The organism is Candidatus Thorarchaeota archaeon (genome assembly GCA_021498125.1).
Classification (GTDB): domain Archaea; phylum Asgardarchaeota; class Thorarchaeia; order Thorarchaeales; family Thorarchaeaceae; genus B65-G9.
In genome coordinates this window covers 179,136-202,682 of the sequence record JAIZWL010000004.1, presented here as the reverse complement: position 1 = coordinate 202,682, position 23,547 = coordinate 179,136, and the positions used below count along the sequence as shown (strand labels likewise).

21 protein-coding genes are annotated in these 23,547 nt (G+C 46.0%); 15 read left to right on the top strand and 6 right to left on the bottom strand.

Annotated features, from left to right (window positions below):
* Positions 1-77: 77 nt before the first annotated feature.
* From K9W43_10925 to K9W43_10880, 10 genes are all read left to right on the top strand, one after another.
* Complete coding sequence (locus K9W43_10925) at positions 78-728, top strand: GTP-binding protein (GenBank protein MCF2137732.1); 651 nt, start codon at positions 78-80, stop codon at positions 726-728.
* A 3-nt stretch (positions 729-731) separates the two neighbouring features.
* Positions 732-1,664, top strand: coding sequence for a hypothetical protein (locus K9W43_10920; GenBank protein MCF2137731.1), 933 nt, complete (start codon positions 732-734; stop codon positions 1,662-1,664).
* Positions 1,665-1,684: 20 nt separating this feature from the next.
* Positions 1,685-2,725, top strand: a complete 1,041-nt coding sequence (locus K9W43_10915) for a class I SAM-dependent methyltransferase (GenBank protein MCF2137730.1) — start codon at positions 1,685-1,687, stop codon at positions 2,723-2,725.
* Positions 2,726-2,921: 196 nt separating this feature from the next.
* Entirely contained in the window at positions 2,922-3,542 is a 621-nt protein-coding gene (locus tag K9W43_10910) for a GTPase domain-containing protein (GenBank protein MCF2137729.1), read from the top strand.
* A gap of 4 nt (positions 3,543-3,546) precedes the next feature.
* Positions 3,547-4,473, top strand: coding sequence for a hypothetical protein (locus K9W43_10905; protein ID MCF2137728.1), 927 nt, complete (start codon positions 3,547-3,549; stop codon positions 4,471-4,473).
* 17 nt (positions 4,474-4,490) lie between these two features.
* On the top strand, positions 4,491-5,540 hold the full coding sequence (locus tag K9W43_10900) for a class I SAM-dependent methyltransferase (protein MCF2137727.1): 1,050 nt from the start codon (positions 4,491-4,493) through the stop codon (positions 5,538-5,540).
* Positions 5,541-5,835: 295 nt separating this feature from the next.
* The gene (locus tag K9W43_10895; GenBank protein ID MCF2137726.1) at positions 5,836-6,870 is read left to right on the top strand and encodes an ABC transporter ATP-binding protein; all 1,035 of its coding nucleotides are present in this window, start codon (positions 5,836-5,838) and stop codon (positions 6,868-6,870) included.
* Complete coding sequence (locus tag K9W43_10890; protein MCF2137725.1) at positions 6,863-7,675, top strand: ABC transporter permease; 813 nt, start codon at positions 6,863-6,865, stop codon at positions 7,673-7,675. Before K9W43_10895 ends, K9W43_10890 begins: the two co-directional genes overlap by 8 nt.
* A gap of 23 nt (positions 7,676-7,698) precedes the next feature.
* Positions 7,699-8,082, top strand: coding sequence for a winged helix-turn-helix domain-containing protein (locus K9W43_10885; protein MCF2137724.1), 384 nt, complete (start codon positions 7,699-7,701; stop codon positions 8,080-8,082).
* Between the two features lie 5 nt (positions 8,083-8,087).
* Complete coding sequence (locus K9W43_10880) at positions 8,088-8,414, top strand: hypothetical protein (protein ID MCF2137723.1); 327 nt, start codon at positions 8,088-8,090, stop codon at positions 8,412-8,414.
* A 136-nt stretch (positions 8,415-8,550) separates the two neighbouring features.
* Here K9W43_10880 and K9W43_10875 read toward each other — a convergent pair whose 3' ends face one another.
* Together K9W43_10875 and arcC are read right to left on the bottom strand one after the other, a co-directional pair.
* Positions 8,551-9,246 carry a formate dehydrogenase accessory sulfurtransferase FdhD gene (locus K9W43_10875; protein ID MCF2137722.1) on the bottom strand — a complete coding sequence of 232 codons (696 nt, stop codon included), beginning with the start codon at positions 9,244-9,246 and terminating at the stop codon, positions 8,551-8,553.
* Between the two features lie 54 nt (positions 9,247-9,300).
* Positions 9,301-10,251, bottom strand: coding sequence for a carbamate kinase (arcC, locus tag K9W43_10870; protein ID MCF2137721.1), 951 nt, complete (start codon positions 10,249-10,251; stop codon positions 9,301-9,303).
* Between the two features lie 197 nt (positions 10,252-10,448).
* Between arcC and K9W43_10865 the strand changes: the two genes are divergently transcribed.
* The 3 genes from K9W43_10865 to K9W43_10855 all read left to right on the top strand — a co-directional run bounded on the left by K9W43_10865 (position 10,449) and on the right by K9W43_10855 (position 13,755).
* Complete coding sequence (locus K9W43_10865) at positions 10,449-10,868, top strand: 4Fe-4S binding protein (GenBank protein MCF2137720.1); 420 nt, start codon at positions 10,449-10,451, stop codon at positions 10,866-10,868.
* Positions 10,869-11,027: 159 nt separating this feature from the next.
* On the top strand, positions 11,028-12,134 hold the full coding sequence (locus tag K9W43_10860; protein ID MCF2137719.1) for a caspase family protein: 1,107 nt from the start codon (positions 11,028-11,030) through the stop codon (positions 12,132-12,134).
* A 169-nt stretch (positions 12,135-12,303) separates the two neighbouring features.
* Positions 12,304-13,755: an MFS transporter gene (locus K9W43_10855; protein ID MCF2137718.1), complete on the top strand. Its 1,452-nt coding sequence runs from the start codon at positions 12,304-12,306 to the stop codon at positions 13,753-13,755.
* Positions 13,756-13,774: 19 nt separating this feature from the next.
* Here K9W43_10855 and K9W43_10850 read toward each other — a convergent pair whose 3' ends face one another.
* Together K9W43_10850 and K9W43_10845 are read right to left on the bottom strand one after the other, a co-directional pair.
* Positions 13,775-14,494: a hypothetical protein gene (locus tag K9W43_10850; protein MCF2137717.1), complete on the bottom strand. Its 720-nt coding sequence runs from the start codon at positions 14,492-14,494 to the stop codon at positions 13,775-13,777.
* A gap of 105 nt (positions 14,495-14,599) precedes the next feature.
* Complete coding sequence (locus tag K9W43_10845; GenBank protein ID MCF2137716.1) at positions 14,600-15,934, bottom strand: M48 family metalloprotease; 1,335 nt, start codon at positions 15,932-15,934, stop codon at positions 14,600-14,602.
* Positions 15,935-16,068: 134 nt separating this feature from the next.
* Between K9W43_10845 and K9W43_10840 the strand changes: the two genes are divergently transcribed.
* Positions 16,069-16,551, top strand: a complete 483-nt coding sequence (locus K9W43_10840) for a thioredoxin family protein (GenBank protein MCF2137715.1) — start codon at positions 16,069-16,071, stop codon at positions 16,549-16,551.
* A 165-nt stretch (positions 16,552-16,716) separates the two neighbouring features.
* Positions 16,717-18,111, top strand: a complete 1,395-nt coding sequence (locus K9W43_10835; protein ID MCF2137714.1) for a hypothetical protein — start codon at positions 16,717-16,719, stop codon at positions 18,109-18,111.
* An 84-nt stretch (positions 18,112-18,195) separates the two neighbouring features.
* Here the strand turns inward: K9W43_10835 and K9W43_10830 are convergent, their stop codons facing one another.
* Complete coding sequence (locus tag K9W43_10830; protein ID MCF2137713.1) at positions 18,196-21,156, bottom strand: PAS domain S-box protein; 2,961 nt, start codon at positions 21,154-21,156, stop codon at positions 18,196-18,198.
* A 163-nt stretch (positions 21,157-21,319) separates the two neighbouring features.
* On the bottom strand, positions 21,320-23,509 hold the full coding sequence (locus tag K9W43_10825) for a PAS domain-containing protein (protein ID MCF2137712.1): 2,190 nt from the start codon (positions 23,507-23,509) through the stop codon (positions 21,320-21,322).
* Between the last annotated feature and the right edge of the window lie 38 nt (positions 23,510-23,547).

Here is a 23,547-nt window from a genome sequence, read left to right as displayed (position 1 = left end):
ATTTTCAATCATATGGTATAAAAGTGAGAAGAGTTATATTTGCGTTTTAGATATATCCGATGGGGAATCTCATTGATATGGGACTGATGCAGGTAGTTGAGAAGGATATACCTATGACAAGCTCTGGCAAATCAACGGGCACTAAATCTCTGTTAGATCGGATAAAACGAAGGCACAGAGTCCGAAAAATGTTGATTGCTGGTTCTGGTGCAGTTGGAAAGACGAGCCTCTTGAACGTGCTAAAACGAGGGACTCTAGAGGATGTAAAGCAGGAGTATCACCGAACATTGTTCTTGAATATCGACACATTGAAGATGGATGATCTCTCAGATGGGGATGTGGTGGGAGTCGTTCAAGTCATTGATGTTGCGGGTCAGCTGACTCAGCCTGTTCATCCTTTTCGGGATGCTGACCGTCTGGCCTTCGGAGGTGTTGATCTGATTGTTTTGGTATTCAGTTCGGATGATTTGCAATCATTACTGGATATCGAGAAGTGGATTGCTCTTATTGACGAGGGGCAAAAGCAAGATGCAGATAAGGGTGAGGTCATGTATGTTCTTGTACAAAACAAGGTTGACCTACCTGATGCATTTGATCACGAGCTTGTTGATTTACTTCTCAAGAACAAGCCACAGATCCAAGCCTATTTTGAGACCAGTTGCCTGAATGGTACTGGTATCGCCGAGTTGCGACGGTGGATCGTGGAACACATACAAAAGGATGGATGACTCATGCAGAGGACGGGCCAAGCTGGTGATTTGACTACTGAGTTCAAATGCAAGATCTGCGGGGCAACAATTCACTTCAGTATTGATGATCCGGAGACCTACGAATCAAAGACTCCGCAGCGGGAGTATTTTGGAATGCAATTGACGACCGTTCGAGTATCGCATGACATATCAAACGAGCGGCATCATAACGCTATTGTCATTGATCAGAAAGGTCTCTTCAGAGGATATCGTGATGCATACGCCGAGCCTCTTGTTTCCGAGAGCAAAGATGTACAGCCGAGTCTGGTCGTGCATCCAAGTCAAGGTGTTTCTTTGACTCCGCATGAATACGTGAAGCTGCTCATCGTTGTTGATCGACAGCACTTTTGGGTACAGGCATATCTTTGTCCGGCGACATTCAGATCCGCCGAGCTAGCGCGCCTTGTTATGGAACGAGTGGAGGAGGCTGAGCGCATTTACGAACTACCACAACGGCGACTTGACTTCAGTCTTGCAGATATGGATCTGCATGTCTGGCACTCGAATGAACGAATTGTTTTTGCCTCAGTTCAGTCGCCCTCAAAGCTCTCTGTTCTAGAAGGACTGGTGGATGGGCTCATGACGACCAGTCCCACTTCTCCCTTTAGCAATCAGCGTGCAATCGAGATCGCGCTAAGAGTTATTGATGATGTTCCAGACCCCGATCCTCAGGCTCTTCGCCGACTGGTCACCGACCCAATGAACTTCACGATCGCCTCTACTCCGTTTCAAGATCGGGTGAATAGTATTGTCGAACGAGTGAGTAAGCGGTTCCCGATTGCGAAGGCTTTTCTCAGGCCATTGCTTACAGGGCAATCATCATTGCTCGATCTTCTAGAAGATGGGAATTGGACTAAGGTCGGAGAAATCTTTGAGATGGTGGACTTTATCAACCGGAGGGGTCTGCTTGGATAAATTGGAATGGAGGTTGTAGGATGGCATCAAAAGCACGAGCATGGAAAGAACTATTGAAGATAGGTCTGAACGTGAGTAAACTCAGAACGCAGATCAATGCGTTTTTCCGTGGGAATATCATTCGTGTCCTTCGTGATGAGGGGTGGTTTGAATACCTCTCTCAACCACGGACGGCCGCTGAAATTCTCACTCAATTCGGTTACACGGATTCTGCATTCTTGGCCTACTTGCTAGACATCTTGGTTGAGGACAAGACTCTCATACACGAGGACGGCATTCGGTATCGTGTGAATGGACACGTTGAGGATGGGTGGACACTTCCTGCCTGTTTTGATGGCACTATGAAAGAACTCTGGGCCGATCATGCGCGAGCGATTCCTGATCGACTGCGTGGGAAGTACATAAAGTTCACTGGCGGCATGAATCTCTTCAACTGGGATGACGCTCTCTCTAATCATATGTATGAACAGATCCGCCGTAGTGCCTTTGCATATACTGGTGCATGGAACAGACCCGGCTACTTTCTTGATGTCGGTGCTGGAACAGGGTATGGCACCGCCGCTATCTGGGCGTACTATTTCAAGAAGGGTCACATGAAAGAGGGATCGCCCTTACGGATTGTGGGAATTGAACCTAATGATCGACTTCTGAACATTGCGCGAGAAGAATTCCACAGCATGCTCCGGAGGCATCTTGGTGATGACATCGATTTTACTCAGATGTTACAGAGATTTCCTCCTGAGTTCGAGAACGGTTATGCAGAGTCGATTCCCTTTGATGATGAGACCTTTGACTATGTCTATGCATCACAGGTGCTTCACTGGACTCAACCGAAGGAGGCTCTTCGTGAGATGTTCAGGGTGACCAAGCCTGGCGGATATGTCTTTGGTACTGAGAATTTCTTTCCTGATGCTAACAAGTTTGGAGAGATTCATTTCAAGGTGGTGCAGGGTGCTTTCGGTCATTTTCACAGAGATGATCTTCGACGATGGGCAAAGGAACTCGGGGCAAAAGAAATTCGAATAGCCACACCCATCTCTGTATTTCAGATCCTCAAATAGTGTCTGTTTTCCAAAATATACTCCGGCTCATGAAGGGTCTGAGCCGGCTTTTTTTTCTGTTGTATACAAACGATACAGTCTTCATGCCACCTCAAACATTTCGAAGTCGTAGTAGATTTATAAAAAGCCTTATATATGTCATTTACATAAATATCATGGGACTAATTGGGAATGATGCGAGTTGTTTACAATGGATATGCCGATATCTAGTACAAGAGCATCTACAAAATCCGCCTCTCTCTTGAATCAAATGAAACAAAGACGCCAGATTCAGAAGATGCTTCTTGCGGGCTCTGGAGCTGTTGGAAAAACGACTCTGTTGAACGTGCTCAAGCATGGTGTTCTTGATGAGACCGTGACCAAGTACCATCGGACTCTATTTTTCGAGATCGAATCCTTGCAAATGTCAGATCTCGCAAAAGAGAATCACGTTGGTTCGTATCAGGTCATAGACGTTGCTGGTCAGATTGACCAACCAGTGCATCCTTTTCGAGATGCGGAACGACTTGCATTCGGTGGGGTGGATCTTGTACTACTTGTGTTCAGTTCTGACGATTTACAATCACTGATGGATATTGAGAAATGGATGGGTCTGATTAATGATGGTTCTTTAACATATCAACACGGTGTGCAACCACAGTATCTTCTCATTAGAAATAAAGTGGATCTTCCTGATTCCTTTGATCAAGAATTAGTAGACATATTGCTCAAAAACATGCCTCAGATTCAGGGCTATTTTGAGACAAGTTGCGTGACTGGTGAGGGACTTGATGAATTACGACGTTGGCTTGTTGATCACTTGATGGGGGAAAAATGAGCAGATGCTGAGAACAGATAAGGCTGGTGGCCTGACCGAGTTCAAATGTAAGATCTGTGGGAAAACTGTGCGCTTTAGTATTGATGACCCCTCAACTTACGAATCAAAGACTTCGCACACTTCTTATTTCGGAATGCAGCTGACTACTGTCCGTGTAGTGCATGAAGCACAGAACGAGCGGCATTACAATGCTATTGTTGTCGATCACAAGGGTCTCTTTCGAGGCTATCGTGATGCATACGTTGAGCCTCTTACTTCAATCGGGAGTGGAGCACATCAGAACCTAGTGGTGCATCCAAGCCAAGAGATCCAACAGACTCACCACAAGCACATTCGTATTCTGATTCTTGTTGATCGCCAACGTTTCTGGGTGCAAACCTATCTCTGTCCTGACGAATTCAAACCTGCTGAATTAGCCCGCCTCATACTGGAACGTGTGGAAGAGGCTGAAAAAGTCTATGACACGGAGCAACGATATCTTGTGATCTCCCTTGCAGATATGGATATGCACATCTGGGTCTCAAAGGAGCGAGTGGTCTTTGCCTCTGTCAGGGACGACCGTATCATTCAAGCTCTTGAGGGTCTGGCGACTGGTCTGCTTGAGGATCATGGAGCGGCTTACACTAATCAACGTGCGATTAATGTCGCTTTACGCGCGCTTGATGATAATCCTCAGACGGATCCCGAATCGCTACACCGGCTGGTTACGGACTCGATGATTTTTACCATCAGCGCTACACCTTACTCTGATCGAATAACCAAGATTGTGGAGCGGGTGAGTGCCAAACTGCCGATCGCAAAGGTCCTTCTCAGACCACTCCTTATGGGCCAGTCCTCATTAATTGATTTTCTTGAGGATGGTCACTGGTCTGAACTTACAGAGGCCTTTGAAATGGTGGACTTCATCAATCGGAGGGGCCTTCTCGGATAAGAACAGGGGGTATGGCTATGGCATCAAAAGCACGAGCATGGAGAGAACTAATGAAGGTTGGAATTAATGTAAGTAAGATACGGAAGGACGTTGATGCATATTATCGTGGGAATGTGATCCGCGTTCTTCGTGATGAGGGGTGGTTTGAATATCTTCTGCGTCCAAGGACTATTGATGATATGCTCTCACATTTTGGATATTCCGATCCCGAATTTCTTGATTATCTCTTAGGCATCTTGGTTGAAGATGGTATTCTTCATCAGGTTGACGGGAACCGCTATCAGTCTGAAGAACACATTGAAGATGGTTGGGTGCTTCCCGCTCCCTTCAAGGGGACAATGGACGATCTCTGGCAAGATCATGCCCGTGCGATTCCCGACAGACTGCGAGGAAGGCCTCTCACTTTCACTGGCGGGATGAATCTTTTCAACTGGGATGACGCTCTCTCATCGCAACTCTATGAACAGATCAGGCGTACTGCTTTCGCTCTGACGAACGCTTGGAATAAGCCAGGAGCCTTTCTAGATGTTGGTTCGGGAACTGGTTGGGGCACAGCCGCTATTTGGACCTACTACTATACGAGGGGCCATATGTACGAAGGTTCTCCGTTTCGAATTGTTGGAATCGAGCCCAATGATCGCCTTCTTACAATTGCTCGTGATGAGTTTCCAAATATGATTAAGACCCATTTGGGTAGTAAGGGGAATCACTCGAATTACCCGGAGATGCTAGAGAAGTTCCCTCCAGAGTTCAAACACGGGTTTGCGGAGTCTATCCCCTTTGAGGATGAAACCTTTGACTATGTCTACTCCTCTATGGTACTTCACTGGACTGACCCAAAGTCCGCCCTGAAAGAGATGCTCCGGGTGACAAAACCCGGTGGTATTGTCTTTGGTACTGAGAACTTTTATCCCGGTGCAAACAAGTTCTGTGAGATTCATATCAAGGTGGTCGAAGGAGCTTATGGCCACTTTCATGTAGATGACTTTCGGCAATGGGCTAAAGAGCTCGGGGCCAAGAAGATACGGCTCGCGACACCTCTCTCGGCCTTTGAGGTAATAAAATAGAATATTACTAGCGTCATCATCAGATGTGACGCTTATAGTTCTTCAACGATCTATGAAGTGAATGGTGAGTCGATATCCCGTAGGACCATATTATTTTTCATTATAGATATATTTCATGCTTGAGATGATAATTTCCGCTTTTTTTGGAAGTAGTGCACGTCAGGCTACGATCCACCTGTGGAACGCTGTCATTCGGGCGCACATAAATACATCAAACTATTATCAAACCATATACCTGTATGAGATATACCATATAGTTTATATGGATATACCATATATGGATTAGTTGATAACGATGAGTGCAGGAACAGTTCTCTGTGATGGACTGGTCAAGGTCTATCGTTCTAGAAAGTGGGAACGACTCTTTCCACCGAGATTCTCATACAAGTACGTCAAAGCCTTAGATGGTCTAAGCTTTGAGATTGAACGAGGTGAAGTCTTCGGTCTACTTGGTCCAAATGGGGCTGGGAAGACAACGACCATTCAATCGCTTGCGGGTCTTCTCATTCCGGATAAGGGTCGGGTGTCAGTATTCGGAGTCGATCCAGTCACTGAACCCGAGAGAGTAAAACGAATTGTCGGCGTGGTTGCTGGTGGTAACCCCCGACAGCTCTACAATAAACTGACAGCAAGGGAGAACCTGCGGTATTGGGGTCATCTCTATGGACTCTCCGGTCATGCATTGGAGAAGCGTATCGAGTATCTGCTTGATCTTGTGAACCTGACCGATAGGGCCGATGATCTCATTGAGAAGTTCAGTGCGGGAATGACTCAACGGATAATCATTGCCAGAGGCCTTGTTCACGACCCCGAGGTGCTTCTTCTAGACGAGCCTACTGTCGGACTTGATCCAAAGGCAAGTAGGGAGCTGCGCAGCTTTATCAAAAAGCAGCTTGTCGATGAAGGCGAAAAGACTGTGTTACTCACGACACATGAGATGCATGTGGCTGAGGAATTATCTGATAGAATTGCGATCATCAATCATGGTAAGATCATCGCACTTGACCGTCCAGAGGCCCTTAGGAAGCAGGCCAATGGTGGAATGAGAATTGATGTTGATATTAAGAATCTTGACGAGCGGATTCTGGCTCATCTTGCTGGCGATGGGTTGACAGTTGTGAGTACTGTACATGATGATGAAGATCCTTCTGTGGTCCATCTCAATCTACGTGCGGTTGATGAGGACACTGCTCTTCAACGGATCATCGAGGCGGTCATCACTCGCCCTGAAGCTCGTCTATTGAGCATGGATGTTCGTGAACCGTCCTTGGAGGATGCGTTTGTCTTTCTCACTGATAAAAATGATGAGGAGGTTTCGGCTAATGCATAATGTTGGCTATTGGTTACTTGTAGTGAAGGCTACTCTTGTCAAAGAGCTGAAGATTCAGAAACGGTACGTGGGTTGGCTATTGGCCAGTCTGATCCAGCCTATCATTTGGATGATTCTGTTCTCTCTAATTGGGAGAGGCTTCGGGATTGGGAATACCTCTGCTGGTTTCGACTTTACAAGTTTTCTGATTCTTGGAGTGCTCCTGCTCATGATACTCTCACAGTCGCTCTGGGGTGCAGGGATTGCCTTGAGAAATGAGCAATACCGTGGAACTCTTGAGTCCACCTTGACAGCACCAACCCATCTGACCGCTATGCTTGTTGGCTATGCCCTTGTTGATTTAGTTCTTGCTGGCTATCTCATGGTCATCGGGTTCACGTTGGGTACTCTTGTCTTTGGACTTGAGCTGACGGTTGTTGATCCAGTGGGTCTCCTGATCGCATTTGCAGTGACGATTTACGGAGTTTCTGGGTTTGCGTTCATGTTTGCAGCAGTGACTCTGGTTGTCAAGCAGTCGAATGCAATTGTCAATACTGTCCAGCCGATCCTGTTCATACTTACAGGGATCTTCTTTCCACTTGCAGCTCTCCCCCCGAACGTTCAGCAGTTCTCTCTCTTGCTCCCACTGACCCAGGGCTTTCTTGCAATTCAAGACATGACTCTGAATGGTGCAACATTTCTTACGGTGTCACCACTACTCTTGGGTACGATCATTTCGGGCACTGTGCTTGCCATTATTGGCATTCTGTCACTAAGGGCAACAATGAAATGGAGCCGACACAGAGGTCTCTTGGGAGCTTTCTAAACCCCGAGATGGAGCTGGATTGAATGACAGAGAACGATGGACCAATCAAACCGATTGAGATTCCACGCTCACTAGATGAGCTGTCTGAGATCCTCTCCCTTCTCGGGAACCTCACTCGATTGCGTGTTATTGCTGCTCTGAGTAAGAGACCCATGTTCATTCAAGAACTGAGCAGTGAGTTGAAGGTCTCGTACCCTCTTCTTCATCTTCATTTGAAGAACATGGAAAAGCATGGACTCGTCAAGAGCGAGTATGCAGTCGGTACTGACAAGTCCACAAGATACGTGAAAAGATATTTCACCTTGGTAGACTTCAGACTTGAGATCACTGCCGATCTGATTGCTAGGTTGGCAGATACAGACTCCGCGACAAAGACGCGGAAGAAAGGAAAAAGCACAAAGAGGTAATTTACATGAAACAGTCAACTGGAAGATGGCTTGCAGGTCTTGCGATCATTAGTATGGGATTCGGTCTCCCCGCATACCTTGCATACTTGGCCGCCACGCAAAATCTGAACATCTGGCTCGTCGGAATATTCTCGTTCTTTTCGATACTTGGTGGCGCCCTCATTGTAATTGTATACTTGGGGGTCTCAAGCACATTGTTCTTTGATGATGATGGCGAGATGATAGACCGGCATAAGAACATCGTCGACTCTCTCTCCGATTTAGTTGAGAGAATGGATAGTATCTACGAAGCCCTCAAGGAGATTGATGACGTTCTCAAAATGGAGGAGTGAGACCAATGGCACGGATATCAAAAAGAGAAGAGATCAAGCTGATTCAGAGAGCAGAGAAGAGAATGACTGAGATCGAGATTCTGGTGGAGTCGATTCGAAAATCATTGAGGCGGATTGAGGGCTCCCAGTAGGCCTCTCAAGGGATGACTCTCACGCTCCCAATGTGGTAGATCCATCTCCCCTCTGAACCGACCAAGGTCATGTTCGCCTCTTGTGCAATTCTGATCCCCTCATCAGTTGTGACTCCTAGGGATACGACCATTGGGATTCCGGCGTGTTTCGCCATTCCTACAACCTCTGATGTCAGGCGTCCTGTGAAAAACAGCGCACAGGCGTGAAGCCCAATCCCCTGAATGATCGCAGATCCGATGGTCTTGTTCAGAGCATTCTGACGTCTTATGTCTTCAGCGAATGCATACTTCTGGCCGTGTTGCTCCACCACAAGTCCCCCATGAGCACAACCAGTTTCCTTGAGCAATATCTGAAGATCCCTCAGTCTTGAGACCCCTCTCACTATGTCCTGTGAGCTGATCTCGGTGTCTACGATTTTTGGGTTCTCTATATCATGCACCTTTGTTGGATTCACTATGATAGTAGTGATACCTTCGGTCTCCTCCACTGTGACTGCATCATACGGGACTGCGATTCCCATTGTTGTCAGAAGTCCAATTGCAAGTTCTCTCTCCTGACCCGGACTTGCAGTTGTTTCGAGGATTGCGGATCCGTCACTCCATCTGATTCTAGTTCTCTGTTCAATAGCGACTTTTTCTTCTGAAGAAATTAATTTTTCTCCGTGTAGTTCGGTAACAGAAGCCTTCCTTATTCTATCCACCAATTACACCATATACTGTATCACAGTCTTCTGTGAAAGACCTATCATTCCTTGTTAATCGGGAACGATTCGAGTACCTGTTTCTCCATGAAGTGCACGTGTGATGTTTGGGGGATCGGTGATTAAGGCGAGTTCGCCACCACGCTCGATGAACTGAATGCAAGCCTTGATTTTGGGAAGCATACTTCCAGGAGCGAATTGGTTTTCCTCAATGTATCGTTTGGCTTCGGATACCGTCATCGAATCAATGGCTTTCTGGTCGGGTTTATCGAAGTTGATGTAGACCTTTTCAACAGCTGTGGAGATGAGCAGGAGATCCACATTCAGGTCGCTGGCAAGCAGGCTTGAAGCGTAGTCTTTGTCGATGACTGCCGCAACACCCTCGACCGATCCATCTTCCTTTTCAATGACTGGAATTCCACCACCACCAACTGCATAGACACTGATGCCATTCTCAATCAAAGATTTGATGGCGCTCAGTTCAACGATTTTCTGTGGAATGGGTGATGGAACGACTCTCCGCCATCCGCGACCCGAGTCTTCAACGACTTCCCAGCCAAGTGTCTTTGCCCTCTGCATTGCAGTATCCTTATCCATGAATGTACCAATGGGCTTGGTTGGGTTCTTGAATGCCGGATCATTTTTGTCAACAACGACCTGTGTGATGATTCCCGCAACTGTCCTCTCTATCCCCCGTTTCTTGAATTCATTCGTGAGTGCTCGGGCGATCATGTATCCTATCTGACCTTGACTCTGAGCACCACAATAGTCTAGAGGAATCTTGTGTACCTCGTTCGCTGCAATTTCAGAGCGTCTGAGAATCGAGCCGACCTGAGGGCCGTTACCTGACGTGATAACGATGTTCCAGCCCTCAAGAATCATATCAGCGATGTGCCTGCTGGTTTCGGCCGCGGCTTGATATTGATCAGGAATCGATCTTTTTGTCTTATCGCGAATTAATGAGTTGCCACCTATCGCAACTACGCTTGTCTTTGGTGTTGCCATAGAACCACCTCGGAAGAGAGAGTGGCCCAACACACTCCCACTTTTAAGCCGTTTGTTCTCTGTCATTTGACCATAATTTGTAAGTTTGACTCGGTGCTCTCAATTAAGTTATTTTTCGTAACTTATCACTCATAATTTAGGACATTTCGAAACTATTATACGGGAACCATTTTCACATAGATACTGAAGGTGAATCCATGAATCGACGTGGTCTTGGTCGCAGACGCGGCTTTGGTCGTTCTAGAATGAATAGGGGCAATCAATTTGGTGGACCTTATCGGGATCATAATTTTGGTGGATATCATGCAGCAGGTCCAAGTTCTTCTTCAGGTGAAAATATTCCGTCTTCTTCTTCTGAAGTGTCACAAGATGTCGAGTCCTCGGTATCTAATGATTCTCAGCCTGTCGAAGCGCAACCTCAAACAACCAGCTATGATCCCACCCGACCACATGTGGATCAGTCCTTATGTGCAAGTTGTGCTGTGTGTTTGAGAGCCTGTCCTATGGGTGCGATTTCTATGGATGGCCCTTTTGCGGTCATTGACCAGCAGAGATGTGCGGGTTGTGGTGTCTGTATTCGCGCATGTCCACGTGGTGCTATAAAGTTCGGTCAGTGAATACCTGTATTATAGTGGCGGTGGGGGGATTTTTTCTCGAACAAGCGTCATATTTATTTCTGTTTATAAGGGACATTAAAACTCGAATTTAAAGAGGATTTATATGTTAGTTTGCAATTATCGCAGACCCAAGGAACACAGCTTCCGAGGAGAACAAACTTGAGAAGGAACACCTTTCTTGGAGTTGCGCTGCTTGCCGTCTTTGCTTTTGCATTTGTGGCAGCCCCCGCAATGAGCGCGGCCACGGTTCGTGATCCAGTCACAGTCACTCGTGCTGGATACCGTGGCGGTCGCTGGCAGAACACAGCCCCTACAGTGACGATCACTGAGCCAGCAAATCTTGCTACGGTTCAAGGTGTAGTAACAATTACCGCAACGGCCACAGACGCACAAGATGGAACTCTTGTGCCGACGATATCAATTGATGGTGTTGTCGTGACCACTGGTAACTCTTACACCTGGGATACGACTACTGTAGATGATGGGACTCATACTATCACCGCATCTGCTACAGACAGTGGTGGACTCACTGGTACCGATACGAACACAGTGACAGTGGACAACGTAGAAGATCCGCCTCCCCCGCCGGGTCAGAACAAATACGCTGTGATCGTTGGCATCTCTGACTATCAGGCAGTCAATGATCTGTCATATTGTGATGAGGACGCAACAGATTGGTACAACTATCTGAGTGGGCTTGGTTATACGATCAAGCTCTTCGGGGATAACTCGAACAGCTATCCCCAGTGGGATGGGCTTGCGACCGAGTACAATGTCAAGAACGCACTTGCCGATTTCATTGCACTTGCTGATGAAGATGACATTGTTGTCTTTGCCAGCTCAGGTCATGGAACCACCTACACTGGTGGAGAGACTATCTGCATGTGGGACTATGGAGTAGGTAGTGATGGCGAGGATGGATCATTTACTGATGTCGAGCTGGCGCAGGTCTTTGAGCCAGCTGTCAGTAAGGTCTTCATCTTCCTTGATCACTGCTACTCTGGTGGCATGAACGAAGTCATGTCAGACACCAACGCGGCCAACTTCTATCTGACAACTACCTGTACCGATTCAGGCTATGGTTATGATGCACCATCCTATGAGAACGGCGCTTGGACCTACTGGTTCCTTGAGGCTGGTCTTGTCGGTCAAGGATTCACGACCATGGAGCAATGTTTCGATTGGGCTCTGTCTAACTATCCTTATGGTGGTGCAGACACCCCCCAAGAGTTCGATGGTAACCCCGCAGTTTCCTTTACTCTGTAAGCCTGATTTGGTCTGATGGCACTTTGGAGTGGCACTGTCATTCCATCGTGCCATCTTTTTTCCTCCTCGGCAAGCTCCTCTCTTTTATTGATTGGTTTCCATAAACTCCTTAACTGAGCATGACTGGTCCTTGTTACCTCATTCGGCTGCAAGTAGTCAGTGATGATCCATGAACGAGGATGCTACAAGTAACGCAACGGACACCCTGCAAGTCGGTCCTTACATGATTGTATTGGCTACAGGTTTTGGTGTCTTTCTTAGTGCGCTGGACTCCTCGATTGTAAACGTTTCATTATGGACGATGGCCGAGAGTTTTGGTGTGGGAATGGCCGAGATCCAATGGGTGACGGTTGCGTACCTACTAGTTCTCACGTCAATGATGCCTCTTGCTGGAAAGATGGGCGACCGTTATGGCAAGACGCGTGTCTTCAAATTTGGGATTCTCTTCTTTACTATTGGATCGCTCACCTGTGCCCTCTCTTCATCTCTTATCATACTAATTGCATCACGTGTGTTTCAAGCCTTTGGTTCGAGTATGATGACTGCTACAGGTCTTGCGTTGATCACTTACTTTACAACTTCTGAGAACAGGGGCCGGGCCATCGGTCTCAACTCTGTGGTGTTGGCCACAGCTCTAGGCCTTGGTCCCGTGCTTGGAGGAATTCTCACCGAGTTCTTTGGTTGGGAGAGTATCTTTCTTGTAAATCTTCCAGTTGGCCTTGTTGGGTTTGCAATTGTTACATTATTCATTCCCTCTACTGAACATATAACCGAAGTCCACTTTGACACTATAGGGGCCGGACTGTTTTTCCTCTCTCTCTTCTCCCTTGTCTATGCAGCCTCACTTGGAGTGAAGATGGGGCTTGAATTTCTCCTCCTCTTGATAGGTATCTCAGTCCTTGCCTTTGCAGGCCTGTTTGTTCGGGAGAAGCGTTTCATCTCTCCAATCATTCCTACCACAGTAATGATGGATCGCCATATTTCTATCAGCCTTGTGACGGCTCTCTTTTCTTTCATGGCAATCGCACCAGTCACTTTTCTTTTGCCGTTTCTGTTTCAAGATGCTCTGGGGATTAGTCAGAGTATGACTGGAGTATTTCTTGCAATTCAGCCAATTGTGTTCTCGGTAAGTGGCCCTCTCGCTGGACTTCTCTCAGAGCGTATCACTGCACGTTCTCAGACCATGATTGGTCTGGTGGTTCAGTTAGTGGGACTTATTGCGTTGGGACTGGTGGCACCAGATCTCATTTTGATGGGGCTGAGTATTGTTGTGATGGCCACTGGACTATCGCTCTTTACAGTTGCTAATGGGAATTTCATCATGACCTCAGCACCGAAACAATACTTGGGCGTCGTCAGTGCACTCACAAACATTGCTCGGACAACTGGTTTCTCTGTCGCTATTGCATTGGCAACTACCTTCTTCTCATGGTTCTTTTCAATTATCAATCCCACCCATGTCTCATCTGGTTCTGCCTACATCAGCTATTATACCTTGGCGATATCATGGTCGTTCTGGGCCTTTGCTCTATTGTTGATCTTCGCTATAGTGTTGACACCATTCCGAGGTCTGAGCCCCTCGGAAACTGAACGCACCAGCGATGAACCGATTGACGAGTAATCGACTGGACTCGTTTCGACTATGGCATTAGCGGAAACCCACGTCGATCACTCAAGTCCTTTGTCAGTGCATCTGTGATCCAGAACTCATATGCACAGGTGCGTTTCTCTTCCAAGAGGTCAAGAAATCTCGTAGCAAACATTGATCGCACTACTCTCATAAATCGATAGAATGGCGACCTTTCTTCTGCAATCTGGGTTATGCAATTTAATTGGACGCTCTTTGATCTCCTTCCCTTAAACCAACGAAACAATAGTGAGGCTCGTGAGTCGCGTAGGAGATTTTTGAAAGTGAGTTCGCCAAATATCTCAAAAGCCCCAAGCCTATAGGGGTCAATTTTAGTCTCATCCAAGTACAGATTCCGAAAGAGTTTCAGCCTGTCCCCTATCGTCTTTTCAATGGGTACTCCTTGAAATGAGAGCAGCTGGCCTTCCAAATCGTCAATTATCTCTTCGATGTAATCATCATACAATGTTGGATAGGTCAATTTTATTGCGAGATTGATTGGGTAGACCGCAGAAAATGTTCTAGTGGCCACAGCTGCCTCAAAGATTCTAGAATTGACAAGATCGTCTACGGCTTGTAATGATTCTTCTTTGAAGTCCGTGGCTTGGAGCATCACACGAAATAATTCATCTGGTATTGGCTTTAGGGGAAACGAGTGTTTGAATTCTCCTGTTTCAATCTCTAGGCGTCTCTGCTCACGATCAATAAAGAATGTAGCATCTGCATCTTTCATTGTCTCACGGGCACCAACTGACTCTATCTCACTCTATGCATTAGGCGTTTCCGTATAAATGGCCTTCTAGTATTGACTTTCTGCAATTGCTGTTCTCTTGTTATATTAAATGCCTAATGCATCAGCAATAAACAGAACTCTCTGCCTGAAGTCAGGATGATCCAGCACCAGAAAATTTCTTCCGACCTCATTGTCAAACATCAGCTTGGAAGGATTTTTTCTGAGTAATGCAACGAGCTGTGTAAGTTCATCTGTGTCAAGCCGTTCATTCCCATCAAGATCGGCTCTTCTCCAATCAACTGTTGTACCCTGACTTGCCAGTTCTGCTTTGCTATGCTGTTCAACTAGTTTCTTGACAGCGGGTGCTATAGCATCCTCGATCTGTTCATCACTCAGATTAAGGCCATATACATCCCTGAGTAATCGTAAGCGGTTTTCAAGAAAGATACGGGGCGCTTCGCGTCGGGCTGTCTTATCATCGAGTTCTAATTGGGACAGAGCGTGTATTGTTCTATTCATCTCGGTTTCTGTCAGCGGCATGATGTTGGAGTCGTTGAGTGATGCCAGCCACTTGATCTCGTTTGCCAAGGCTGTGATTGCTTCCATACGTTGTCCTAGTCGGAGCAGCGCATTTACCGTGACTGTTGCCCCAACAAGAGTGGCTGCATGATAGTCTGCGAGGTGCTCAGCCGCTCGGCTGGCTCTCTGGATAAATCGTGTTCCAATCGAAATGAATATCCTTGACATGATGATGAAGATGATTAGTGCAACAAGACGGGCCGCAACTGCGATGGGGTCAAATGTGACCAGAAGTGCATCGATGATCCCGAGTCCAATTCTGATGTAGACATAGAGATAGATGATGTGGATGAAGAAATCAGGTGTGCGTGCAAGAATCTGAACAATCGAATCTTTGTTGCGAATATGTGCGATCTCGTGCGAGATTATGGCCTTGACCTCATCGGGGTTCAAGAGGTTGATTAGATTACTATGGATGACGACAATTGAACCTATCAATGGAAGACTAAACGTGAAGGCGTTCGGGATCGGTGATTGCAGGAGATATATTTTTTTGACCTCTATTTGGCTCTGCTGAGCAATCTCCCTCGTCCATTTTACTATCTGCTCTCTCGAATATTTGCAGGACCACTTGGTCTTTTCAGTCGCGTGGGGGAAGAGTTCCATCATGCTCTCTTTCGCAAGAGTCCCCAGCGCAGTATAGTACAGTAGAATGACCTGTACAAGTGATATCGCAATGAACAAGGTCACGGACACAAACGTATTGGTCCGTGTAAAATCAAATCCAACAATGAACAGTGATGTCGTGTCAAGATAGAGAAATGAGACAAAGACGATTTGTAGCAAGTCAACAATTGCAAATGCAAGGAGGGCTCGCCACTTATCCTGTTCGACCTGTGTGACTAATTGTGGAACGCTCACATCTGCACACATCCAACCTATGATGTTTCGTAACCACTTATGACTTCATCTATTGGGTCTCTCTCCCCATCGCTCTGATGCTAAGGCTATTATATGCTATGACGCTTGCGTTTCCAATCTGATGGGTGATTGCTATGACTAAACTGACCAATATTGACCTTGATGACCTACGTACACGCAGCATGTCTGTACGTGAATACTTTGACACGCTGTCAGGTAAGGCTAAAGATGAGATAGTTGAGAAATATGAGGCATACCGACTGGATGGTTCTGTTCTTGAGAAATTGAAGGAGTACCCTGATATCGCCTGTGTCGTCTTTAGTGCTGCTTGGTGCATTGATTGTAAGAATGCACTCCCTGTCTTTCGTCATCTTGAAGAACAACTCGGTATGGAGTTTATTGTCTTTGGTAGTGTAAAGACCGATCCTTTGAACCCCGATAAAAAGTGGGCTTCTCCCCCCTCCCCTCCCGAGATTAACGAATGGGACGCCAATGCCATTCCGTGGATAGTGATTTTCGACAAGAACGGAAACGAGATTGGAACGATCATCGAGAAGCCCCACGTGAAGGACACACTCGAGGCTGAGATACTCTACCATCTCGAGTCCAACAACTAATCTACTTGTCAACTAACCTGGGGCTGATTGGTGAGATGCATAGCCACTCGTTAATCACCCCTCTAATCTTCTCCTGAATCACCTTTTTACAGCCAGTTTCCTCTCTCAAAAGATAGATAACCTACGAGTACACTGTAATGGTGTTCCTTAATCGGAGGAGTAACAATGGAGATTCCTATCCTTACTTCATTTATCAACGGACTCAAGTTGTTTTTTGAGAACAAACGACTTCGTTGGTTTACAATTGTCTTTTTCATAGGTCTCGTTATCACGTCCATCGTGGGTGCAGCTGGATTATATGTTTCACAGCAGGGTGGAAATGCACTTGGGATCGTAGTTCTCGTTGCAATCACTGGTGGTGTCTGGCCCGTCTTTTTTATGTTGGCCACGTTCATGACTCTCATTCGATTGCAGCGTTTTGTTGCCAGTGATGGCTCTTACAAACTCTCCGCGATCATGTTCATACCTTGGTTTGCAATAAGCATCATTATGCTCTTCATGATGGCAACGATGTTCATGCCCTTTTTCCAGATGTTGATCTTTGGGGTTGCGTTTGTAGGCTGGATCATGTTTCAGGCCTATTTTTCAACACGGACGGCTCTCAAATATGGCGGTACGGTTGACACCACAAAGATTCCAAAGGGGCGCACGATTCTTGCTGGGTTCAGCAATATTCTCTGTTATGTCGTTATCTTTGGCGCTCTGATATTCATTATCGTCACCAACTTGACTGAGCTCCTTACCGCACCTATCCGCCTCGTTCTCATCATCATTGGAGCGGGTTTCGCAGCGCTATTTAATTTTATCAACTCTCTTATCATGGCGCGGCACAGAAACAAAGTAACGGTCGGTAATCTTGCCCTCATTGGACTTTTCATCTCCTTCTACTCGGCGTATTTCATATATAATGCCGGGAAGCCTGTCGATACTACTCCCGATCTCGTGAGTATTGCAATCTCCATCTTCTTTGTGATCTATACAATGAGCTCAGTGGGTTCCACATTATCTGGCCGCTCTTCAGAGTCCTTCTTACGAGTGTCGGCAGATCTTGCTGCGGTGTTCACATTCTTTTTGGCGTCAGGCTATTACTTTGCTGATGTCCTCTTCCCCATCATTTTACCAGATCCGGCTTTTGGTGCCTCACTGTCTGATATCATCAAGTTGATGGTCTTTCCATTTATTGCCATGATTATGGAGGCTCTATACCTTCATCGTATTGGCAAGGCGCAAGAGGCCGTGCCTGCTCCGAGTGAGGTGCCTCCTGAGGGAGAGGCCGAACCTGTTGCTCCTACCCCTTCGGAAGAACCTGTCAGTCCTACGCCTCCTGAAGAGGAAGCGCCAATTGCTTCAACCCCGACCGAGGAACCAGAACCATTCAGTGACGAATCAGTCCCTGAGGTTTCAGATGAATCATACGAGACCACAGATTCCGCGACCGGTGTTCCTGAAGAGACTACGTCCGATGATGCTAGCGACGCTTCAGAGGAAGAAGACGACGACGATGGGCCCGTGTCCGGTTATTTAGACACTGACATGGCTGATGGATCCGAACCTCCATGAAGGGAATAATTATAAAAAAGAACAAAAAAAGACCGGAGTTGAGAGTTTGACTCTGGTCTCTATTTCTTTTTTGTGATGTGCTGACTATTGAAGGTCAGTGGGTTTTGGGATCCAGATTTTGAACATGGCTCCCTGCGTATAGTCTCCCGGAACTCTGTCCATCACTACTATCTTGCCGCCATACTTCTCAACGATCTGTTGAGATTGATGAAGTCCAAGACCACCGAATCGCCGCGATCTATCAAACAGATTCGCCTTCATGGTGTCCGATACTCCTGGGCCATTGTCAGCGATCGTGATCACGTACCCATTGCCTTCTTCGTAGAGGCGGACCCAGACGCTCTTTGGGGCATTGGGATTATGTTCGACTGCATTAACGAGGATGTTTGTGATAAGCAGCTCAAGAAAACTATCCGCTTCGATTTCAGCTTTTGTGACCTCAGTATTCTCGTGAAATCGGATTGTACTACTGCTTTGAGATAATGCCTTGATGCAGAGATCCAATGCTTCTCGAAGGTCTCGCTTTCTCATGGGTGCATTGACCAGTTCTTCCGTTGCTCGGACCTCGTCTATGAGCCGCGATACACGCATTATTGACTCATTGATTATATTCAGGAAAGAGTCCTTCGTGGACTCGTCCGCTGCTGTTCTCATCAGTGTGGCACTATTGACGATTACTTGCAGATGGTTTCTGATATCATGGCTCATTATATCTATATATAATTCTGCTCTGTCCTTTGCAGACTTGACCTCTCGCTCTGCGGCCATCCGATCTGTAATATCTATGAGAACAAGTTGCGCTGCGGGTTCGCTCTCAAACTCCATGGAGCTTGCAAATCCCTCGACCCAGCGAATGTTTCCACTCTGGTCAATAATTCTGAACTCAAGGTTATTCGCAGCAGGCCGTCGCTCGATTTTTGCTATAATGATATTTGCCACTCTCTCTCTGTCCTCTGGATGAACAAACCTCTCAGGACGAATGAGCGGTATCTCTGCACTGTCTTCGGGAATCCCTAGTAATTTCCATAGGGCTGTGTTTGCATACCGCACTCCTTCTCTTGTGATAATTGCAAGACCCTGCAGGCTACTCTCGGCCAGTGTACGATATTTCTGCTCGGAGTGCTGAATTGCCTCCTCTTTCTCTTGGCGTTCAGTCACATCATGCAGAGTGCCAAGAACTCCGATGATGTTTCCCTGTGTATCGTATAATGGCACTTTTGTGGTCTCGGACCAGACCACTTGCCCATCTGCTGTGTGTAGTTGCTCCACAAGCCCAAAGATGCTCTCTCCAGTTTCTATGACCTGCTTATCGAGTGCGATATAACTCTCGGACTCTTCTTTTAACCAAGGTAGATCATAATCTGTCTTCCCTACTACTTCTTCTGGGGATGATAATCCTGCGAGTCTGGCGAATGCGTCATTACAGCCCAGATAGACGGAATTTGTGTCCTTCCAGAACACGCTCTGAGGGATTGTCTTAAGAACTAATTGAAGCATCTCTTGTGATTCGCGTAATTCTGCCTGAGCCTTTTCTCTGTCGGTAATGTCAATAACTACTATCTGAAGGGCCAGTTTCCCATTGTAGTCAATATACTTTGCAAATGCCTCGACCCATCGCACTTCTCCATCTGGTCTCACAAATCTGTATTTATAGGTAAGAGAAATATCATCGCCCTGTCGTCTTTTGTCTGCGAGTTCCATAAGATACTCTCTATCATCAGGGTGCACAAACTCCCATGCCTTCGGCCCTAGCTTGTAGATCTCTTTACATGATCTTCCAACAATATCCGCAAATGCCTGATTGACAAACACATATTTCTGATCCTGAATAATTGATATTCCCTGAAGCGAGTTTTCTGCTAGGTTTCTATAATTCGCCTCAGATTCCCTAAGTGCCTCTTCCATCTCTCGTCGTTCTGTTATGTCGTCAAAGACGCCAAGGATCTCGATGATTTTTCCCTCATTGTCGAGTCTGGGGTGAAGGCGGTATCGGCCATACCCTTTTTGCCCCCAGCGTGTATGATACTCAATCTCACGTGTGACTGGTTCTTTTTTTCTCTGGCACTCTATGAGTGCCTCGGCAACTCCTAATTCTTTGGGGGTCTTTCCAGTGAGAAAGTTTACACTCTTTAGTTCCTCTAATGATGGCGCACCTAAAATGTCAACAGCTCGTCTGTTTGCATTGATGACGCCTCCCTCCTGGTCAATCGAGATCAGCCCTACGGGCATCTCTTCAAACAATATTTCATACCTTGCTTCTGTTTCTTCGAGTTGTTGTGATTTTAATTTGAGTTCACTTACGTCTAACAGTACGCCTAAAAATCCGACCTGTTCCCCTTGTTCATTTATTATGGGTCTTGGTGTCACTAGAGTATGAATCCGCTCCTTGTTTTTAGTTATTATTAAAAGCTCATAGCTTCGTAATTCTCTCTCAGGATTTTCCAAGAAGTTTCGTGCGCCATCGTATTCGGTGGAGTCAATGAACTCATATATCGACTTGCCTAATGCCTCTTCTCGTGGATATCCAAGGAGATCGAATAATCGCTGGTTTCCATATTCAAGTATGAATTTCGTAGAAATGAAGGCCACTGCCTCGTTCATGCTCTCTAACAAGAGTCTAAATCTGCGCTCATTTCGGATTCGTTTCTCTTGTTCTATCCGATATGATGTGATATCGGTGACAACAGCAAAAGATCCGCTGTAATTCCCCTCCGCATCAAGTATGGGGGTCGCGGATATTATAGTATGAACTCGATCGCCCGTCCAATGAGTCCAGTCCAGCTGATACTGTGAAGATAGCCCCTTCCGTCGAAGCACGTTGTTTTTCTGTACTTTTTCTGCTTCCTTCTCGCTCACAAAATCGGTAATATGATGTCCTACGATCTCTGAGAGTCTATACCCTATAAGTTCCATAAAACTATGATTGGCATAGGTGATCACATCGTTCTCATCGAGTACTATCAATGCATCATTCATTGTATCGACAATTGCCTGATACGGAATACCGGTGTTTCCTAAAGATTGTCGATGGCCATCTTCACTCATCTATCAAGTGACCTCCGTGAGGGTCGAATGTAGGCTTCTGTGTAACAATATACTCCTATGTCTAATATGCAATTTTAGTGTTAACCTATATAGTATGCTATTCGTCTAAAATATCATCCCGTGCAATCTGCAATTGACACGAACACATGACGTATCGATAGGCTCACGCAGTCGGTAGGACTAATTTGAAACGCGATCCCTTTTCCCATTTTCCCTCTATACGATCCCCTACCGAGACATGTCCACCATATCGCTCTATAATCCGTTTGACTAAGGTCAGTCCGATACCACTTCCGCCTTTGGCCCCCAATACTCGCTCTTTGAACAGTATCGCTTTAGTGGCCTCGTCTATGCCTGGTCCGAAGTCATCTATTATGATCTCAACTTGTTGTTGTGATGTCATATGTGTAATTTTAATGTCGACACGAACTGGTTCATCATCGGAGAATTTTACCGCATTATGTACAAGATTGAAAATTGCATCAAAAAGAAACTCGTCTCCCTTTACGGTCGGGCATACCCTTGGTCTTTTCACATCCAATTTGACAGTCCTGTCTGGAAAATCTTGCTTTATTGCCTCAACCACTTTGTCAATGATTGCAATTACGTGGACACTCCGAAGATCTTTAGGAACTCGATCTATCTGGTTGAGTTTCTGGACTTTACGTATGAGTTCGATGCTTCTCTCAATCTGTGACATGATTATTTCAAGCTGTTCTGATGCTGTGGGACTTTGCTCTGTTGACTCTCTTAACAACTCTAAGCCGATGAGCACGCCCTGGTATATATTATTAAGATCATGAGTGAGGAGATCATTGAGCAACTGTAAATTCTGTCTGGCCTCCTCCAAGAGGCGAAGCGCCACTCGTTCTTCCGTTACATCACGTGCCACTTCTACTACACCAGTGATATTCTCCTTCTCGTCTAAGATTGGACTTACTATTACCTGGAATATGCGATTACGTGAACCTGTCATCTCCCCTTTGTACCTCTGTTTGGTCCGATATACCTCTAACACCGGGCACCCTACACATGGTTCATCCCTATTGGTCCAGAGCTCATAACAACGCTCGCCGATGACCTCCTCTTCCGATAGGCCGACGTCTTCCGCAGCGGCCCTGTTTGCCCAGGCAATCTTTAGGTCAGGTCCTGTGAAATAGATCACTTGTTCGGAAAGAGAACCAAGTATGATTGTTTTTTCTCGTTCGCTCTTTCTGACTTGCTCTTGACTTTTTCTAATCGCTGAGATGTCTGTTGTAATAAGAATGACCAGGTCCTTATCGGCTTTAGCACAGCTTGCGATGATGTTAATGTGTCGCCCGGAATCTCTATGGATAAAAAGAGATTCTTTTTGTTGTTGGATTCCCGTTTCCATGACACTCTGAACTAAACTGGGAATTCCCGAATCCTCTGGGAAGAGCTCCTCTAATGGGCGTCCGATATATTTTGTAATATCCCCCTCTGTTAGTTCACGGATCTTATTGTTGGTTGTGACGAGAATTATTCTATCACCTTGTTTTTCTAACATATATGCTGGCTGCGGATATGTATTGAAAATATTTCTAAGTTGTTGTTCTCTCTTGACTAATTCGATACGTGCCTTTTCATCTTCTGTTACATCTCGTGCCAGTGCCAAAAACGCAACAGGCCGATTCTCCTTGTCTCGTATTACTGATGTTGCAATTTCAACTGGTATGATTGTTCCATCTTTTCGTATTGCATGGTATCGGCCAACGCCGGATCCAATTACGTCTTTACTTAGTTCCTCTGCTCTTCTCTTGAGTTTCTCTATATCATCTTTGATGATAATGTCTTGAATATCCGCACCTATGATCTCTTGTGGATCTGCCGCTCCCAGAAATTGGGCACTTGTTCGGTTGACTGCAATCAGTTTCATATCCATTCCTAAGAGTACTGCTGGCTGATGAATGAAATCCATCATTATTTGCCATGGTGTGAGACCCTCTGAAGGAAAATTCTCTAGTATCTTATTTGGGATAACCTCTTCAATCGTGAGTTCATCAAGTAATCCATCTTTACACTCTATTATTCTGAATCCAATACTTAGCACGTTGTCACGTGATGCTTTTGGGGCGCGGATAAACACTTTGTTTCCATTTTTTTCGTGCAGGGCATTTATTATTTTATTGACATCTTCTTTTAGAAGGGCATCAAATAGAGTTCTTATATTATTGTTTTTGAAGTCGTCTTTTTTAATAAATTCCAATGCTGTCTTATTAGCGTACAGGCATTTTGAATCCCTAAATAGCATAAATCCGATGTCTACCAGATCCATTACGTACCGGGCCATGTCTATGTAATTGGATATAGTACAGGTGTCCTGCTCACTCATTAGGGGCATCTCAAGTAGATTAATGATATATTTGTAGG

Coding starts and splice junctions, on each gene's coding strand:
- K9W43_10925 (MCF2137732.1), top strand. CDS start 78: ATGGGACTGATGCAGGTAGTTGAGAAGGATATACCTATGACAAGCTCT.
- K9W43_10920 (MCF2137731.1), top strand. CDS start 732: ATGCAGAGGACGGGCCAAGCTGGTGATTTGACTACTGAGTTCAAATGC.
- K9W43_10915 (MCF2137730.1), top strand. CDS start 1,685: ATGGCATCAAAAGCACGAGCATGGAAAGAACTATTGAAGATAGGTCTG.
- K9W43_10910 (MCF2137729.1), top strand. CDS start 2,922: ATGCCGATATCTAGTACAAGAGCATCTACAAAATCCGCCTCTCTCTTG.
- K9W43_10905 (MCF2137728.1), top strand. CDS start 3,547: ATGCTGAGAACAGATAAGGCTGGTGGCCTGACCGAGTTCAAATGTAAG.
- K9W43_10900 (MCF2137727.1), top strand. CDS start 4,491: ATGGCATCAAAAGCACGAGCATGGAGAGAACTAATGAAGGTTGGAATT.
- K9W43_10895 (MCF2137726.1), top strand. CDS start 5,836: ATGAGTGCAGGAACAGTTCTCTGTGATGGACTGGTCAAGGTCTATCGT.
- K9W43_10890 (MCF2137725.1), top strand. CDS start 6,863: ATGCATAATGTTGGCTATTGGTTACTTGTAGTGAAGGCTACTCTTGTC.
- K9W43_10885 (MCF2137724.1), top strand. CDS start 7,699: ATGACAGAGAACGATGGACCAATCAAACCGATTGAGATTCCACGCTCA.
- K9W43_10880 (MCF2137723.1), top strand. CDS start 8,088: ATGAAACAGTCAACTGGAAGATGGCTTGCAGGTCTTGCGATCATTAGT.
- arcC (MCF2137721.1), bottom strand. CDS start 10,251: ATGGCAACACCAAAGACAAGCGTAGTTGCGATAGGTGGCAACTCATTA.
- K9W43_10865 (MCF2137720.1), top strand. CDS start 10,449: ATGAATCGACGTGGTCTTGGTCGCAGACGCGGCTTTGGTCGTTCTAGA.
- K9W43_10855 (MCF2137718.1), top strand. CDS start 12,304: ATGAACGAGGATGCTACAAGTAACGCAACGGACACCCTGCAAGTCGGT.
- K9W43_10850 (MCF2137717.1), bottom strand. CDS start 14,494: ATGAAAGATGCAGATGCTACATTCTTTATTGATCGTGAGCAGAGACGC.
- K9W43_10840 (MCF2137715.1), top strand. CDS start 16,069: ATGACTAAACTGACCAATATTGACCTTGATGACCTACGTACACGCAGC.
- K9W43_10835 (MCF2137714.1), top strand. CDS start 16,717: ATGGAGATTCCTATCCTTACTTCATTTATCAACGGACTCAAGTTGTTT.
- K9W43_10830 (MCF2137713.1), bottom strand. CDS start 21,156: ATGAGTGAAGATGGCCATCGACAATCTTTAGGAAACACCGGTATTCCG.
- K9W43_10825 (MCF2137712.1), bottom strand. CDS start 23,509: ATGAGTGAGCAGGACACCTGTACTATATCCAATTACATAGACATGGCC.